The following is a 19,368-nucleotide window of genomic DNA, read 5'->3' as shown; positions in this document are numbered from 1 at the left end:
CCGGGGCAACTCACGACCGCCTGCCCCGCCGCAGCGAGTGGTAGACCAGGCCGACACCGGCCACGGTCAGCAGCAAGCCGATGGTGAGCCACCGCAGCACGGCGAACCCGGTCTGGCTGAGGTCCTGGTCCTCGGGGTCGGTGGTGTCCGGCTGCTGCCCCGAGGTGTCGGTGCCGGGGTCCGGCGTCGGGGTCTCGGTGCCGGGGTCGGTGTCCTCCGCGCTCACCTCGGTGGCGGCGGTCGCGGTGTCGTCGGTGTCCTCGGAGTCGATGACGTCGGCGGCGGTCAGGGTGGCGATGTTGACCAGCGAGCCCGCCCGGTCGATCCGCGCGGCCACCCGCAGCGTGGGCTGCTCCCCCGGCGTGATCGCGTCCAGGCGCCACACCCCGGAGGCCGGGTCGTAGGTGCCGGTGCTGGTCACCGCGGAGATCAGCGTGACCCCGGCGGGCAGCTCGTCGGTGACCGTCACCGCGGGTGCGGTGGACGGACCCGCGTTGCTCAGCACGACCACCCAGTTGATCTCGTCGCCCACCGCGGCGGTCGTCTTGTCCGCCGTCTTGAGCACCGAGAGCGCGGTCCGGCGCTGGACCGGCTCACTGGACACCGCGTCGTCGTCGGCGGTGTTGGCGTCATCCGAGGACGAGGTGGCCAGCACCGAGTTGACCAGCGTGTCACCCGCCACCGCCGGGTCGATCGCGGCGGTGAGCCGGACCGTGGCGGTCGCGCCCGCGGCGAGGGTGCCGATACCGCAGCTGACGACGCCGTCGGTGGCGGTGCAGGTGGCTCCCGTGGCCGAGACGTAGGTGGCGCCGTTGGGCAGCGCGTCGGTGATGACCACGTCGGCGGCGGCGCTGGTACCGGCGTTGGTCACCGCGACCACCCAGACCGCGTCGTCACCGGCCACGATCGGCCCGTCCACGGTCTTGCTCACCCGCAGGTCGACCTGGGCGTCGACGGTGCTGGTCGACGAGGCGAAGTTGTCCGTCGGGGCCTGTTCCGCGGTGGACGAGATCACCGAGGCGGTGTTGACGATCGACCCCGCCGTCGCGTTCGCCGCGACTTGACCGGCGATGAGCACCGTCGCGGTGTCCCCCGGCGCGATGTCGCCCAGGTCGCAGACCACGCGGTTGGTGGTGAGCACGCAGCCCGCGGGCACCACGATGGAGCCGACGTTGGCGGGCAACTGGTCGGTGAGCACGACCTCCCTGGCCGTGGAGGTGCCGTTGTTGGTGATGGTCAGCAGCCAGCTGATCGGGTCACCCGGCGCGTACAGCGGCCGGTCCGGGGTCATGACCAGGCCGAGGTCGGTGACCGCGGCCGCGGCACCGGCGATGGACACCGTGTTGTCCGACGGGTCGGCCTCGGTGACGTCGGAGACGACCGTGGCGGTGTTGCTGACCGTGTTCGGCACGAAGCCCGGGTCGACGTCGACCACGATCGTCACCGTCACGTCGCCGTCGGGCCCGATCGAGCCCGGCGTGCAGGTCACCACCTGGCCGACGATGGCGCAGGTGCCCTGGGTCGGGGTCGCCGAGACCGGGGTCATGCCGGGGCCGATCGGGTCGGTGATGACCACGTTGGTCGCCGTCGAGTAGCCGAAGTTGACCACGTCCAGGGTGAACACCGCCTGGTCACCGGGGACGATCGGGTCCGGGTTCAGCGTCTTGTCGATGGACAGGTCGGCGATCCTGGCGATCTGGGTGACGGCCAGGCTGGTGTTGTTCGAGACGTCGGTGTCGGTCACCGTCGTGGTCACCGACGCGGCGTTGTCCAACTGCTGGTCGCTGAACTCCGGGTCGACCTCGGCGGTGATGGTGAGCGCCCGGTCCCCGCCCTGGGCGAGGGTGCCCAGCGCGCAGCGGTAGGTGCGGTCGGTGAGCACGCAGGCCGGGTCGGCGGTGACCGGGGTGACGCCCTTGGGCAGGGTGTCGACCACGACCACGTTGCGCGCGTCGGACGGGCCGTCCGCGTGCACCGCCAGCGTCCAGGTGATCTGCTGACCGGCGGTCACCTGGGTCGGGCCCGCCTTGGTGATCGAGACGTCGGTCTCGGTGGACACGGCCTGGGTGACGATGACCGACTCGTTGCCGGGCACCGGGTCGTTGGTCGTGGACTCGACCACGCCCACCACGGTGGCGTCGCCCGCGACGTCGGAGCTGAACACGCCGCGCACCTCGATCACGACCTCCGCGCCCGGTGCCAACGGGCCGAGCTCGCAGGCGATGGTGTTGTCGCAGGTGACCCCGTTCGGGGCGATGATCGTGATGTTCTCGAACTCACCCGGCAGACCCAGGGCCAACAGGACGGCCACCGCGGTGGACGGACCGGCGTTGCGCGCCTTGGCGATCACCACGGCGGGAGCGCCCGCGGTGAGGGTGTCGGCCTGGAAGTCGAGCACCATCGACAGGTCGGCGTCGGCGGCGACCGGCTCGGACAGCGCCACGGTGTTGCCCGCGCCGTTCGGGTCGCTCGCGTCGGAGTCGACGGTCACGGTGCTCGTCAGCGGCGTGGTCTGGTCGACCGCGACGGTGCCGGTGACCAGGACCTCCACCGAGGCCCCCGGGGCGAGCGAGGCGACGACACAGGTGACCGCGGTGTCGCAGGTGACGCCCGGCGGGGCGGTGACCACGACGTCGAGCAGGCCCGCGGGCACCGGGATGGTGATGGTGACCCCGGTGGCCACCGACGGTCCGGCGTTGGCGACCGTCGTGGTGATCGTGGCCGCGGCGCCCGCCACGACCCGGTCCGGGCCGATGTCGGCGGTGACCGTCAGGTCGGCGACGGTGGTGACCGCGTTGGACACCGTGATGGTGTTGTCGGTCTCGTCGGCGTCCGGGGTGGGCGAGTCGGCGGTCGCGGTGATCTCGAACGGACCGCTCGCGTCCGCGCCAAGCACCGACTGGACCGTCACGGTCACCGTGGTGCCCGGGGTGAGCGTGCCGACGGTGCACAGCACCGACGAGTCGCAGGTGACGCCCGCGGGGGCGGTCACCTGGACCTGCTGCAGGCCCGGCGGCAGCGGGATGGCGAAGGTGACGCCCGTCGCCGTGGACGGCCCATTGTTGGTGATGGTCGCGGTGATGCCCACCGGCGAACCCGCGATCGGCGGCCCGGAGGTGACCACCGCGGTGGCGGCCAGGTCGGCGTTCGCGGTCACCGGAGCGCTCGCGGTGAACGAGTTGTCCGTCGGCGTCGAGTCGGTGGCGGGCGAGGTCGCCGCCGCGGACACGACCAGGGTGCCGGTCTGCGCCGGGTCGACGGTGCCGCGCAGCACGATCGAGACCTGGGCGCCGGGGGCGACGCTGGCGATCACGCAGGTGCCGCTCGCGTCGCAGGTGACACCAGCCGGGACCACGAAGTCCGCCCCGGTGAGCCCAGCGGGCACGGGCACCGTGACGACCACGCCGGTCGCCGCGGACGGCCCGCTGTTGGCCACGGTGACAGTCGCCGACAGCGGCGAACCGGCGGTCGGGGTGGCCGGGTCGAGCACGACCGTGGTGCGCAGGTCCGCGTTCACGGCCAGCGGCGGCGTGATGGTGACCGTGCGGTCGGCCGGGTCCGGGCCGGGCGTCGGCGAGGACGCCGTGGCGGTGAACGTCGGCGGCGTGGTCGTGGTCGGGGTGACCCGGCCGCTGATCACGATGGTCACGTCGGTGCCCGGCGGCACATCACCGATGGTGCAGCTGACGCTGGTGTCGCAGGTCACGCCGGGCGGCGCGGTGACCGTCACGGTGCCGACCCCGGACGGGATCGGCAGCGTGAAGGTCACGCCGGTCGCGGTTGACGGGCCGCCGTTGCCGATCACGGTGGTCGCGGTGAAGGTCTCCCCCGCGGTCAGCGTGCCCGGGTTGAAGGTCGTGTCGATCGTCAGGTCGGCGGACGAGGTGACCCCGGCGTTGAGGACGACGGTGTCGTTGCCCGCGTTCGGGTCGGCGGTTGCCGAGCCCGCCGTGGCGGTGAACGTGATCCCGGTCGGGTTGGCGTTCGGCGCGACGACACCGTTGACCACGAGGTCGATGGTGGCGCCGGGCGCCAGGCTCGCCGCGGTGCAGCTGACGGTGTTGTCGCAGGTCACGCCGGGCGGCGCGGTGACGCTGACGTTCTGCACGCCCGCCGGGACCGGCAGGGTGAACGTCACGCCGGTCGCGGTGGACGGCCCGGTGTTGCTGATCGTCGCGGTGACCTTCACCGGCGATCCGGCGACGAGCGCGGTCGGGTCGAGCGCGGCGGTCAGCCCGACGTTGGCCGAGGCGGACACCGTCGCGGTCGCCGATCCGGTGTTGTCCGCGGTCGACGGGTCCGGCGACGACGAGGACGCCTCGGCGGTGAAGGTCAGCTGCGACCCGGTGAAGTCGGCGGCGACGGCCGCGACCACCACGATCTGCGCGGACGCCCCCGGGGCCAGCGGGTCGATGGTGCAGCTGATGGCCCTGGCCACGCAGCTCACCCCGCCGGGCGCGGTGTACTGGACGTCGGTGACGGTGACCCCGGCCAGGTCCGGCAGGTCGACGGTGACCGGGCCGGAGGTGGACGGGCCGTTGTTGCGGATGGTCACGGTGTGCTTCACCGAGGTGCCCGCGGTCACCGAGGTCGCGTCGAGCGCGCTGGTGACGGCGAGGTCCGCGGCGACCGTGACGGCGGTGGTGGCGGTGGCCGAGTCGTTGCCCGGGGTCGGGTCGGGGCTCGGCGAGTCAAGTGTGCCGGTGAAGGTCAGGCCCGGTCCGGTGTAGGTCGGGGCGACCGTGCCGGTGATGGCCAGGGTGATCTCCGCGCCCGGGGCGAGGTCGCCGAGGGTGCAGACCGCGGTGGTGTCGCAGGTGACGCCTGCCGGGCCGGTGACCTGGACGCCGGTCAGCGCGGCCGGGATCGGCAGGCTGAACGTCGCGCCCGCGGCGGTCGACGGACCGGCGTTGCGCAGGGTCGCGGTGAGCGTGACCGGGGTGCCCGCGGCGGTGGTCGCCGGGCCGGTCAGTGACACGACAGCCAGGTCGGCGGCGACGGCCACCGGCAGGCTGAGCGTGCTCGTGTTGCCGCTCGGGGCCGGGTCGCCCGCACCGGAGGACACGGCGCCGGTGAACGACAGGTCGGACCCGGTGAACGACGGCGACACCGTGCCGCGCACCGTGATCACCACAGTCCCGGCCGCCGCGAGGGAGCTGATCGTGCAGGACACGGCGGTGTCGCAGGTGACGCCCGCGGGGGCGTCGACGACCACGTTGGTCAGACCGGCGGGCACCGACAGGGTCACCGCGACCCCGGTGGCCGTGGACGGACCCGCGTTGCTGACCGTCGTGGTGATCGCCACCGGCGACCCGGCGGTGAGCGAGGTCTGGTTCGAGGTGACGGCCACCCCGAGGTCGGCGGTGACCGCGACCGGCGCCACGACGGTGGTCGAGTTGTCGGCCTGGTTGGTGTCCGGAGTGGAGCTCGCGGCGCTGGCGGTGAGGCTCACGCTGCCGCCGGTGAAGCCCGCATCGACCCGGCCGCGCACGACCACGACGACGTCCGCGCCCGAGGCGAGCGGCCCGACGGTGCAGGCGACGGTGGTGTCGCAGGTGACCCCGGCCGGGGCGACGACCTCGACGTCCACCACGCCCGCCGGGATCGGCAGGGTGAAGGTGACGCCCGCCGCGACCGACGGACCGGCGTTGCGCAGCGTCGTCGTCGCGGTGAACGGCGAACCCGCGGTCAGCCCGGCCGGGTCGACGACCGTCTGGACCGACAGCCCGGCGGAGGCGCCGGTCGCCGCGTCGTAGCTCGCGGAGTTGTTGCCCGGCGAGGCGTCCGGCGTCGCCGAGGAGGCGGTGGCGCTGAACGGCAACGTAGAGCCGGTGAAGTCCGGGGCGACGGTGCCGCGGATCGTGATCACCGTGGTGCTGCCCGGCGCGACCGTGGCCGCGGTGCAGACCACGGCGGTGGTGCAGGTGACGCCTGCGGGGGCGACGACCTCCACGTTGCCGACGCCCGCGGGCAGCGGCACGGCGAAGGTGACACCGGTGGCGGTCGACGGGCCCGCGTTGCGCAGGGTCGCGGTCGCGGTGAACGCGGAGCCCGCGGTGAGCGCGGCCGGGTCGATCGACAGCTGGGCGGACAGGTCGGCGTTGACGACGACCGGCACCGTGGTGCTGCTGCTGTTGCCCGCCGTGTCCGGATCGGGCGTCGGCGAGGACACGCTGGTGTCGAAGGTCAGCGACCCGCCGGTGAACTCCGGCGCGACCCGCCCGGTCACCGTGATCACGAGCTGCTCACCCGCGTCGACCGAGCCGACGGAGCAGGTGACGGTCGTGTCGCAGGTGACCCCGGCGGGGGCGTTGACCAGGACGTCGATCAGGCCCGCGGGCACCGGGAAGGTGTAGGTGGTCCCGACCGCGGCCGACGGCCCGGCGTTGCGGATGGTCGTGGTGATGGTGACCGGCGAGCCTGCCGTCAGCACGGCGCCCGGGTCGACGGTGGTGGACGCGCTCAGGTCGGCGGTCGCGTTGACCTGGACCGGCACCGTGGTGCTGTTGTCGGCGGTGTCCTGGTCGGCGGTCGGCGAGGCGACCGAGCCGGTCAGGATCAGCCCGGTGCCCGTGAAGTCCTGCGCGACCCTGGCCCGGACCAGCACGTCGACCTGGCTGTTGGGCGCGATGGACCCGATGGTGCAGGCGACCGAGGTGTCACACGTGACCCCGGCGGGCGCGACCACCTCGACGTCGACGACCCCGGCCGGGATCGGCAGGGTCAGCGTGACGCCGGTGGCGACCGACGGGCCGTCGTTGCGCGCGCTGGCCGTGATGGTGAACGGCGAACCCGAGGTCAGGCTGAGCGGGTTCGGGGTGACCTTGACCGCGAGGTCGGCGGTCACGCTGACGTTCCCGGTGACGGTGGTCGAGTTGTCGGCCTGGTCGGGGTCCGGCGTCGCGGACGCGGCGCTCGCGGTGAACGCCAGCGACGGCCCGGTGAACGCCGGGTCGACGGTGCCGCGCACCTCGACCCGCACGGTGGTGCCCGGCGCGACAGCGCCGACGGTGCAGCTCACCGAGTTGTCACAGGTGACCCCGGCGGGCGCGATGACCTGGACGCCGATCACGCCTGCCGGGATCGGCAGGGTGAAGGTCGCGCCGGTGGCGGTCGACGGACCGCCGTTGGCGATCGTGGTGACCGAGGTGAACGGCGACCCGGCGACCAGGGTGGCCGGGTCCAGGGTGGACACGACCGAGAGGCCCGCGGACTTCGCGACGGCGGTCGTCGCGGTCGCGGTGTTGTTCCCGGCGGACGGGTCGGTCGCGGAGGTCGCCGCCGTGGCGGTCAGCGTCAGGTCGGGCGCGCTGAAGTCGGTGGCGATCCGGCCGCTCACCGTGATCTCCGCGGACGCGCCCGGGGCGAGGTCGCCGAACGTGCACGACACGCTGGTGTCGCAGGTGACCCCGGCCGGGGTGAGCACCTCGACGTCGACGATGCCTGCGGGCAGCGGCAACGAGAGCGCGGTGCCCGCGGCGGTGGACGGACCCGCGTTGCGGACCGTCACCTTGGCGGCGAACGGCGAACCGGCGACCACGGCACCGGGCTCGTAGGCGAGCGTGACCCCGAGGTCGGCCGCCGTGCCCACGCTCCCGGTCACGTTGAACGAGTTGTCGGCGGTGTTCGGGTCGGACACCGCGGAGGTCGCGGAGCCGGTGAAGGTCACCGGGCCGGTGACGTTCGGCGCCACCGTGCCGCGCACGACCACGCTCACCGTGCCGCCCGCCGGGATGGTGCCGACGGTGCAGGCGACCGCGGTGTCACAGGTGACACCGGCGGGCGCTTCCACGGTGATCCCCGTGACGCCCGCGGGCACCGGGACGGTGAAGCTGACGCCGGTCGCGGCGGACGGGCCGTTGTTGGTCAGCGCGGCGGTGACCGCGACAGCGGTGCCCGCGGTGAGCGGGGTCGGCGTGACCTGCGCGGTGAACGCCAGGTCGGCCGAGGTGGCGGTGCTGCCGGTGTCGGTCGACGAGTTGTTGCCCGGCGTCGGGTCCGCGGTCTGGGCGGTGGCCGTCGCGGTGGCGGTGATCGGCGCGGTCACATCCGGCGCCACCGTGCCGCGCAGCACGACCCGCGCGGAAGCGTTGGGCGCCAGGGTGCCGATGGTGCAGAACACCCCGGTGTCGCAGGTGACCCCGGGCGGGGCGACGACGCTGACGTTGATCACGCCAGCGGGCACCGGGATGGCCAGGGTGGCCCCCACGGCGGTGGACGGGCCACGGTTGACCACGTCGGCGACGATCTCGATCGGGCTGCCCGCGACCGGGTTGTCCTGGGTGATGTCGAGCAGCGCGTCCAGGTCGGCCGAGGCGGCGACCGGCCTGGTCACCGAGGCGGACCCGTCACCGGGCGTCGGGTCCGGGGTGTCGGAGCCCGAGGTCGCGGTGAACGTGATCGCGTTGCCGGGGTAGGCGGGGTCGAGCACACCGGTCACGGTGATCACGACGTCCGCGCCCTGCTCGACCAGGCCGATGGTGCAGGCGACCGAGTTGTCGCAGGTGACACCGGCGGGCGCGGTGACCACGACGTTGGTCAGCCCCGCGGGTACCGGGATCGCGACGGTGACGCCCGCGGCGGTGGACGGCCCGCCGTTGCTCACCCGCGCGGTGGCGGTCACCGGGGTGCCCGGCGTGACGGTGGCCGGGTCGACGGTGAGCGCAACGGCGACACCGGCGCTGGCACCGACCGCGGTGGTCGTGGTCGCGATGTTGTTGGCGGGCGTCGGGTCGGCGCTGGTGGACGCCGCCGAGCCGGTGAGGGTGATGTCCTGGCTGGTGAAGCCGGGGGCGACCCTGGCCCGGACGGTGATCACGGACTCGGCACCGGGGGCGAGCGTGCCGATGGTGCAGGCCACGCTCTCGTCGCAGCTCACCCCGGCCGGAGCGGTGACCTCGACGGCGACGAGGCCGTTGGGCACCGGCAGCGTGAAGGTGACACCGGTGGCGGTGGACGGACCCTCGTTGCGGACCGTCGCGGTCGCCGTCACCGGCGAACCCGCGACCAGCGGCTGCGGGTCGACCACGAGCGCGACCCGCACGTCACCCGCGACACCGACACCGGTGGTCACGGTGCTGCTGTTGTCGGCGGGCGTGGGGTCGCTCACCGGGGAGGTCACCGTGGAGGTCACGGCGATGTTCGGATCGGTGACGTCGGACTTGACCCGGCCGCGCACGACGATCACGAGGTCCTGCCCGGGCGCCACGCTGGCGGCGGTGCAGCGGACCGCGGTGTCGCAGGTGACCCCCGCGGGCGCTTCGACGGTGATGTCCGTCAGCCCGGCGGGCACCGGGAGAGTGAACACCACGCCGGTCGCCGTGGACGGGCCGCTGTTGCGGATGGTCGAGGTCAGCGTCACCGGCGAGCCCGCGGTCAACGGGTCCGGGTCGGCCGTGGTGACGACCGACAGGTTCGCCGACGCCGAGGTCGACGCGGTCGCGGTGGCGGAGTCGTTGGTCGGGTTGTTGTCCGGGCTCGACGAGTCGACCGACGCGGTCAGCGCCAGCGAGCCGCCGGTGAAGTCAGCGGCGAGCACGCCGCGGACCACGATGGTGAGTTCGGCGCCCGGCAGCACGGTGCCGAGGGAACAGGCCACGGTCGGGTCGCAGGTGACGCCTGCGGGCGCGGTGACCTGCACGTCGCGCAGTTCGGCCGGGATCGGCAGTGTGAAGGTCACGTCGGTCGCGGTCGACGGGCCGCTGGAGCGGACCACCGCGGTGACCGTCACCGGCGAGCCCGCGACCGGCGCCGCCGGGTCGATGGTCGCGGTGACCCCGAGGTCGGCGGAGACCTCGGACTGGGTCACGGTGGTGGTGGAGTTGTCGCCCGGGTTGGGGTCACCGGCGTCGGAGGAGACCGACGCGGCCAGGCTCAGCGTGCTCTCGGTGTAGGTGGGCGACACCCGGCCGCGGATGACGATCTGGATGTCGCCGACCGGCAGCGTGCCGACCGCGCAGGCCACCGAGGTGTCGCAGGTGACGCCCGGGGGCGCCTCGACGGTGATGTCCTCCAGCCCGACCGGCACCGGGAGGGTGAAGGTGGTGCCCGCCGCGACCGATGGACCGGCGTTGGTGATGGTCGCGGTGATGGCCACCGGGCCACCGGCCACGATCGGCTGCGGCGTCACGGCCACGGCGATCCGCAGGTCGGCGGTGGGGCTGACCGGGGTGCTCGCGGTGGCGGTGTTGTCACCGGTGTCCGGGTCCTCGACCGGGCTGGCCACCGTCGCCTCGGCGTCGACCAGCGGCACCGCCAGGTCGGCTGGCACGTTCGCGCGCAGCGTGAGCTGGGCGCTGCCTTCCTTGCCGGGGGTGAGCGCCGGGATGACGCAGCGCAGCGCGGCGCTGTCGCAGGTGACCCCGGGCGGCCCGGTGAGGGTCGCGCCGGTGGTGCCCGCGGGGGCCACGGCGGTGACCACGATGTCGCGCGCGGTCGACGGACCGGCGTTGATCGCGGTGATCGTCCAGCTCGCCTGCTGGCCGGGGGTGATCGTCGGGGTGTCGGAGACGACCTCGACGAAGATGTCGGCGCGCGCCCGCACGGTGCTCGACGCGCTGTCGGAGCGGCCGTCGGGCTGGGTGTTGGACGGTTCCGCGACGGTCGACTCCAGCGTCGCGGAGCTGGTCAGCTGCGCGGCGGTGACGTCGGGGGCGACGACGCCGTAGACCGTGATCGTCGCGGTGTTGCCCGCGCCCACGGTGCCCAGGTCGCAGCGGACCGTCTGGTCGACGACGGTGCACGTGCCGCCGGAGGCGATGGCGGTGATCTCACCGACGCCCGCGGGCAGCGTGTGCACGACGGTCACCGGGGCGTCGGACGGCCCGGAGTTGACCACCTTGAGGTCCCAGGTGGCGGCGTCACCGGGGACGACCTCGGCGGGCGCGGTCAGGTCGACCGACAGGTCGGCCACCCGCACGACCGCCGCCTCGGCGCTGGCCGAGTTGTTGGACTGGTCGGGGTCGTCGGTCGAGCCCTGCACCGAGATGGACTTGACGATGTTGCCGTCGGCGAAGGACGAGGCGACCTTCACCGGGATCCGCACGATCACGGCGGTGGTCGGGTCGATCCGGCCGAGGTCGCAGACCACGCTGCGGCCGATCGTCGAGCAGGTGCCCTGGGTGGAGGTGATCGGGCCGCCGATGTCGGTGCCGTCGGGCAGCGGCGAGAACGTCACCACGCCCTGGGTGCTCGACGGGCCCTGGCTGCTGATGGTGGCGGTGTAGAGCAGCGTGGTGCCCGGCGCCACCGGGTTCGGGTCGACCGAGAGCCCGGTCGCCAGGTCGGCCGAGGTGGTGACCGTGACGGTGGACGCGGCCGAGTTGTCCCGGCCGTCGGAGTCGGGGGTCGGCGACGAGACGTTGACCCGGGACTCCAGCACCGACCCCGCGTAGTTGGGGTCGACCGTGCCGGTGAACCTGACCACGACCGAGGCCCCTGGCGCGATGTCGCCCACCGAGCACGACCCGAGGTTCGGGCACGACGGCCGGTCGCTGGTCAGGCCGAGCAGCCCGGCGGGCAGGACGCCGTCGAGGGTGACCGCGTCGGCGGTGGACGGGCCGTCGTTGGTGATGGTGACGGTGTAGGTCAACGGCCTGCCCGCGACCACGGTGCCGGGCACCGCGACCCCGATGGACAGGTCCGCGGACTCGGTCGCCGACGCGGTGACCGACCCGGAGTTGTCCGAGCTGTCCACCTCGGGCGTCGGGCTGGACACCGTGGCGGTGTTGGAGACCGTGTCGCCCGCGCCGTCGGCGAGCACACCGCGCACGGTCACGGTGACCGGCGCCGCGCCCGCGGCGATGGTGCCCAGCGCGCAGGCGAGGTCCTGGCCGGTGAACGTGCAGGTGCCGACCGGCGTCTGGGCGGTGAGCTGGCCGACGGTGGCGGGCACCGTGTCGGCGACGGTGACCGACTGGGCGTCGGACGGGCCGCCGTTGCGCACCTCGATGGCGAACACGATCGGCGCGCCCTGGACCGGGACGCCGCTGGTGACGGCCTTGGCGATGTGCAGGTTCGCCTGCGGGGTGACCGGCGCGCTCGCGCTGGTCGAGTTGTTGGCCGAGTCCGGGTCGGGGGTGGTCGACGTCGACGAGCCGGTGGCGGCGATGGTGGGCGTGGTGGCGCTCGAGGCGAGCAGCCCGGAGAGGGTCACCAGGACGGTGACGCCCGGCGCCACGGCCCCGACCGGGCAGCTGATGTCGCGACCGCTCACCACGCAGGTGCCCGCCTGGGTGGTCGCCGTGATCGCGGTGACGCCCTCGGGGAGGGTCGCGGTGAGCACGACGGCGTCGGCGGTCGACGGGCCGAGGTTGCGCGAGCTGAGCACCCAGGTCAGCCGGGTGCCCGGCACCGCGGCGGTGGGCGCGGTCAGCGTGGTGACCAGGTCGGCGGCGCGGCTGGCCGAGGAGATGGCGTCGGCGACGTTGTTGGCCAGGCTCGGGTCGGCGGTCTGCGCGATGGCCTCGGCGCCGACGGTGAGCGGGCCCGAGTACGCGGCGTCGATGGTGCCGGTGAGCGTGATGTCGATGCTCTGCCCGGCGGTGACGACACCGATCGGGCAGGTCGCGACGGCGCCTGCGACGGTGCACACCCCGGACGGCCACCGGACCGACGCGTTGTTGAGGTACGCGGGAATGGTCACGGTGACGTTGGTGCCGACCGCGTCGGACGGACCGGCGTCACTGACCCGCACGGTCCACGTCGCGGGCTGACCGGCGACGGCGTTGGTGGGCTGGACGACGGTGACGGCGACATCGGCCTGCGGGTTCGGCGTGCTGACCGCGGTGGCGGTGTTGTCCCGGGTGTCCGGGTCCGCGGTGCCGCCGCCGACGGTGCCGGTGTTGCGCAGCGAGGCCTCGCTGAACCCGGCGGCGAGGGTGCCGGACACGGTGACCGAGGCGGACGCGCCGACCGCGATGTCGCCGATCGGGCAGCTGAACCGCTGGCCGGTGAGCGCGCACCCGGCCTGCGGGCGCGGGGTGACCCCGGCGGGCAGCTCGTCGTTGACGACGACTCCGCGCGAGGTGGACGGGCCGTTGTTGGTGGCGGTGAACGTCCAGCTCACCACCGAGCCGGGCACGACCGGCTCGGGCTGCGCGGTGACCGCGAGGGCCAGGTCGGCGCTGCTGGTGGTGTCGGAGACCGCCGACGAGGCGTTGTCGCTGGGGTCGGGGTCGCTCGAGGTGCTGGAGACGGTGACGGTGTTGGTGACACCGGTGCCGGTGTAGTCGGGGGAGAGCGTGCCGGTGAGGGTCACGGTGGCCGTGGCGCCCGAGGCGAGGACCCCGATCGCGCAGACCGCGGCGCCGCTGCCGTTGATCGAGCAGGTGCCCGCGGTGCTGGTCACGAGGCTGTAGGTGACCCCGGCCGGGGCCGGGTCGGTGGTGGTGACGCCGTAGGCGGAGGACGGGCCGTCGTTGCGGACGACCGCCTGCCAGGTGAGCTTGCCGCCCGCGACCGGGGCACCGGAGGTGAGCACCTGCACGACCGACACGTCCGCGACGGCGCCGACGGTGGCCGTCGCGGTGGCGGAGTTGTCCGCCGGGTGCGCGTCGGCCACGGCGGCGGAGGCGACGACGGTGTTGGCCACGGTGGACCCGGCGGGGGCGCCGCTGGACAGGTTCACCGTGATGTCGGCCGAGACCGAGGCGCCGACCGCGAGCGACGGCCAGGTGCAGCGCACCGAGCCGGACTCGAACACGCAGCTCCCGCCGCCCGCGGGCGTGGCGCTGACGAAGGTGAGGCCCGCGGGCAGCGGGTCGGTCAGCACGACCTGCGGGGCGACCGACGGACCGAGGTTGGTGGTGCTGACCCGGTAGGTGGCCGGGGTGCCCGCGACCAGCGGCCCGGAGGTGAGCGAGATGGCCGAGCGCAGGTCGGCGTTGGCGCTGACCGACTGGGTGGCCGAGCTGGAGTTGTTCGCCGGGGTCGAGTCCGTGGTGGCCGCGCTGACGGTGGCGGTGTTGACCACCGTCGGCTGGCTGTAGTCGGCGGCGAGCCGGACGGTGAGCGCGACGGTCTTGATGGCGCCCTGGGCCAGGTCGCCGATCGCGCACCGGACCTCGGTGCCGACCAGGGTGCAGCTCGGGTCGGCGGAGATGAAGCTCAGACCGGCGGGCAGCGGGTCGGAGATGACCACCGACCTGGCCACCGACGGGCCGTTGTTGGCGACGGTGATGGTGTAGCTGGTGTCGCGGCCCGCCTCGGCGTTGCCCGAGGTGGCGTTGGTGGTGATGGCGAGGTCGGCGTCCGCGCTGACGGTGGCCGCCAGCGAGATCGCCCGGTTGGCAGGCGTCGGGTCGGGTGTCGGCGAGCCGACGGCGGCGGTGTTGGTGAGCACGGTGCCCGCCGGGGTGTCCGCGGGCACGAGTGCGTTGAGCACGACGACCCGGGAGCTGCCGGGCGGGATCGTGCCGAACGAGCAGTTGACGCCCTTGTTGTCGGGGGTCGGGGTGCAGGTGCCGCCCTGGACGGCCACACCGCCGGGCAGCAGGACGAGCCCGTCGGGCAGCGTGTCGGACAGGACCACGCCGGTGGCCACCGACGGGCCGGTGTTGGACACGGTCAGCGTGTAGGTCTGCGCGGTGCCCGCGCGGACCGGGTTCTGCGACATGGTGCCGGTGAGCACCAGGTCGGCGCTCTGCACGACGGGCGTCGCGAGGATGTCGAGCTGGTCCTCACCACCCGGGCTCGGACTGACCGTGACGACCTGGGCGCTGGTCTCCACCGACCCGCTGGCGGTCGGCGACACGTCCACGGTCACCGACAGGGCGTCGCTGGTGCCCGACGGCAGCCGGTCGAGCACGCAGGTGACCACCCGGCCCGCGACGGTGCAGGAGCCCAGGGTGCTGACCGCGGAGACGATGGTCAGCTCGGCGGGCACGGTGTGGGTGACGGTCACGGTCGTCGCGTCGGACGGGCCGTTGTTGGCGGCGACGATGCCGTAGGTCGCCCGCGCACCCGCCACGAGCGGCGAGGGGTTGACCGTCTGGTCGATGGTCAGGCGGGAGAACGCGGTGACCGCGGTCGCGGCGGTGACGGAGTTGTTCAGCAGCACCGGGTCCGGGCTGGAGGTGCTGATGGTCGCCGAGAAGCTGCGCGGCCCGGGCGGGCTCGACGCGGCGATCCGGCCGGACACGGTGCCGCTGATCACGCGGCCCGCGGTCAGGGTCCCGACCGCGCAGTTCACCCGGCCGCCGGTGACCGGGCAGCTGACCCCGTCCAGGGTGACGACCAGGTCGAGCACGCCTGCCGGGAGGTCGGCGACGACGGCGACGTCGCGGGCGTCGGACGGGCCGACGTTGCCCACGCTGAAGGTGCGGGTGAACGCCTCACCGGCGACGAAGGTGCCGGGCGCCTGCACGTTGGCGATGCGCACGTCCGCCTCGGCGCGGACCGACACCAGCGTGCTGGCGGTGTTGTTGGACTGCGTCGGGTCCGGTGTGGTCGCCGCGACGGTGGCCGTCGCGGTGGTCGAGCCGAGGGTCTGTCCCGAGGGGACGGTCACGTCGACGGTGACCGAGGCGGCCGCCGCCGCGGGGAGGTTGCCGAAGTTGCAGACCACCCGGCCGCTCTGGATCTGGCAGCTGCCGGTGGTCGGCGTGATGGTGCCGATGGTGAAGCCCGCCGGGATCACCTGGCTCGAGGTCACGCCCAGCGCGACCGACGGGCCCTCGTTGGTGACGGTCATGGTGTAGCGGGTTCCGGTGCCCGCGACGACCGACGGCGCGGCGACGACCTGGGTGACAGCGAGGTCGGCCTGCGCGGTCACCGACGAGGTGTGTGTCGCGGTGTTGTCCGCGGGGTTCGGGTCGGCGCTGGTCGAGGTGACCGTGGCGGTGTTGGTGAACCCGCCCGCGGGCACGGTGCCCGGGGTGTCGGCGGTGATGGTGATCGACGCGGAGCCGTCGACGGGGAGCCTGCCCAGCTGGCAGGTGATGGTCCGCCCGGCCACGGCGCAGGTGCCCTGGGTGGTCTGCTCGCCGGTGGCGGTCAGCCCGACGGGCAGCGTGTCGGTGACCACGACGCTGTCGGCGACCGAGGGGCCGTGGTTGGCCACGGTCAGGTTGTAGTTCAGCGGCCCACCGGCCACGACCGGCTGCGGGACCGCGGTCTTGGTGATGCTCAGGTCGCTGACCCGGCCGACGACGGTGGCGACGCTGGCCGAGTCGTTGGCGGTGAACTCCTGCGGGGTGCTGGTGGTCGCGGTGGCGGCGTTGGTCAGCTCACCCGCGGGGCGGTCGGGCGCGATGGCCACGCGCAGGCTGACGGTCACCGAGCCACCGGCGGGCACGACCCCGATCTGGCAGGAGACGGTGGTGCCGGTGGTGCAGGTGCCGGACTGCGGGCTGGCGCTGACGACCGAGACACCGGTCTGGATCGGGTCGGTGACCACCACGTTGCGGGCGTCGGACGGACCGTCGTTGGTGACGGTGATCGTGTAGTTGGTCCTGGTGCCCGCGACCGGGGTCGGCGTCGACGCGGTCTTGGTCACCCGCAGGTCGGCGAGCGGGGCGGTCGGCTGGGTCGCGGTCGAGGAGTTGTTGCCGTTGGCCGGGTCCGGTGTGCTGGCCGAGGCCGACGAGGTGATCGACAGGGTCGGGGCGGCGAAGCCGGGGTCGACGGCGAGCACGACGTCGGCGGTGAAGGTCGCGCCGGGGGCGAGGGTGCCGACGACGCAGGTGAGCGTGCCCGCGCTGACGGTGCACCCGTCGGTCGCCCAGACCACGGTGGTGCCGTCCGGCAGCGGGATGTTGATCACGACGTCGCGGGCCGTCGACGGGCCCGCGTTGGTGACCGTGGTGGTCAGCACCGTCTGCTCGGTGCCGGGCACGACCGGGCCGTTGAGCGAGCTGGTGACCTGCAGGTCGGCGGACTGGGTGACGGTCACCGGGACGGTGGCGGTGTTGTTGACCGAGACGTCGTCGGCGGTGGTCCCGGCGACCCGCACCGAGTTGATCACCACACCGCCCGCGGTGTCGGCGTTGACCCTGGCCACGACCGGGATCGAGACGGTGGTCGCGTTGGCGACGGTGCCGAGCGAACAGGTGACCGTCTGCCCCGACGGGGTGCACGTCACGCCCGCGGGCGGCGAGGTGGAGACGTAGGTGGTGCCGGTGGGCAGCGTGTCGGTGAGCGTGACACCGGTGCCGCTGTTCGGACCGTTGTTGGTGGCCGAGATCGTGTAGGCGACCGTCTGGCCCGCGTTCTGCGACGGGGCCGCGACGGTCTTGCCCGCCGCGAGGTCGGCCAGCGCGGTGACGGTCGTGTTGACCGCGTTGCCCGCGAAGGAGTAGTTGCGGTTCAGCGTGCGGGCGCGGTAGTCGAGGATCGGGGTGTTCACGATCGTGGACCCGGCGGCCGCGCGGTTGACCGTGGCGCGGAACCGGGTCGCGACAGACCCTCCCGGCGCGATGGTGCCACCGGTGGACGCGTTGGCCCCGGTACCCACCCGGAAACGGACAGTTCTGTCCCCTGCTGTGTAGTCGGCGGTGTCATCACCGGTCGCGTCCGTCTTGGTCCCGGTAGCGCCACCGGGATCGGTCTCGACGACGAGGCTGCCGGGGACGAACGACAAGCCGGTGGGCACGGGGTCGCGCACGACGGCGGTGTCGGCGAAGTCGCCACCGGTGTTGGCGAAGGTGAGCCGGTACTCCAGCGTGTCACCCGGCTGGGCCGGGTTGTTGCCGTTGAGGTTGGTCACGGTCTTGCTCACCGCGTTGAACGACGGGGTGAACAGGTCGATCTGGCTGGTGACCACGCCCGGGTAGTACGAGTCGCCGCTGGAGGTCAGGTTGATCGTCGCCGACGTGCTGCCGTTGCTGAGCACGTTGGTGGTGGCGATGCGGCCGATGTCGACGCCGAAGTTGTTCAGGTTCGCGGGGTTGCGACCGAGCTGGTCGACACCGGCGTCGCTGATGCGCGAGTCGAAGAAGTTGGTCGCGGGTCGGGTGGCATCGCTGAGCGTTGTGCTCCCCAGGCGCAGCGCGTCACCGGTGGTGCCGTAGTCGCCTTCCCACGCGACGACGCCGACCGAGGCGTTGACGTTGCCGGTGGTCGGGGTGAGGAAGCCGGTGACCGGGATGTCGACGCTGTTGTTGCCGGTCGCCGAGGTGATGTCGGCGAAGCCCTCGAACACACGCAGGTTGCGCAGCGGCAGCGACGGGTTGCGGTAGGAGACGATCAGCGACCAACCCGCGTAGCGGTCCTGACCGGTCGCGGCACCGATGTCCGCGCCCATGTAGAGGCCGTTGCCCGCGGCCTTGACCAGCTCGGTGACGTCGACCGAGGCCTGGAAGGGGCCGCCGTCACTGGTGACGAGCGCGGCGGGCTGGATGAGGTTGGACGCGGTGAGGGTGGTGTAAGAGGTCGCGCCGGGGGTGCGGAACCTGATGGTGTTGACGGCCTTGGTCGGCGCGACGCCGTTGGTGCCCGCGACGGTGCGCCCACCCCAGATCAGGCGCGCGTTGAGCACCGTCGAGCCCGCGGGCATCGCCAGCGTCGCGGTGGACGAGTTCGAAGTGGACAGGTCCAGGTCCACGTCGACGAAACCCATGTTGAACACGTTGTTGTTGTTCGACGTTCCCGTCGCGGTTCCCGCCCGCGCCGAGGTGCACCCCGAGGACAACGTGGGGCAGTCCATGTTGCTCGCACCGATGAGCGTGATGGCGCCGTTGTCCTCAGTGGAGTACACCGCGTCGAACGGGGCCCGCACGATCGCTTGCGCGGGAGTGGGCGCGACGACCGGCAGCAAGGTCGCCAGCAAAGCCGCGGTCAAGCTGAGCACACCCGCACGGGTGCGTCGCTGGACCGTGGGTCGAGACACCGCACCCATGGCAAATCCTTTGGCGTCGCAGAGGGAAACTGAGATCACCTTAGGCGGAGAAACAGAACTTGGCAGGGGTCATACCCAATCGGGTGGGGATAACCCACATCAATCACACAGCGCAGAGAATGGCCTGGCCTGCGTCGCCCTTCCGAGGGTGTAGGCGCTGGTCAACGACGCGGCCACGTGACATCGGCGCCGCGGAACAACGGTCGGTCACCAGCCTCGGCGATCTTCTTCGCGGCGTGATCGACCGGGCCGCGGGGATTCACTCAATTTGGCGGAAGCCAGCCGATCGAGCACCACAAGGATGAGGCAATTTCTCCGGGCAGCATCACTGGGAGCCAACATTTCCCGGTTCAAGACCGCGAAAACCACTCGGACGGGTCAGACCACTCGCGACAACTACGAGTGACGCCCCCTCCGCGTGCCCGACGAGTCCACATCGGATAGTCGGCCGCGCGCGAGGCACTAGTGCGTTTGGACTACCTGCAGGTCCCAAGAGGACGAAGAGCAGTTAACGCTACCGAGATCCAGAGGGG

Annotated in this window: 1 protein-coding gene; it reads right to left on the bottom strand. The window is 73.0% G+C overall.

Going from position 1 to position 19,368, the window contains the following annotated elements; genetic code table 11:
• Positions 1-10: 10 nt before the first annotated feature.
• On the bottom strand, positions 11-18,787 hold the full coding sequence (locus LV79_RS21450) for an isopeptide-forming domain-containing fimbrial protein (protein WP_253839849.1): 18,777 nt from the start codon (positions 18,785-18,787) through the stop codon (positions 11-13).
• Between the last annotated feature and the right edge of the window lie 581 nt (positions 18,788-19,368).

This window comes from Actinokineospora globicatena, from assembly GCF_024171945.1.
GTDB lineage: Bacteria > Actinomycetota > Actinomycetes > Mycobacteriales > Pseudonocardiaceae > Actinokineospora > Actinokineospora globicatena.
This window is presented reverse-complemented; position numbering and strand designations above follow the sequence as displayed.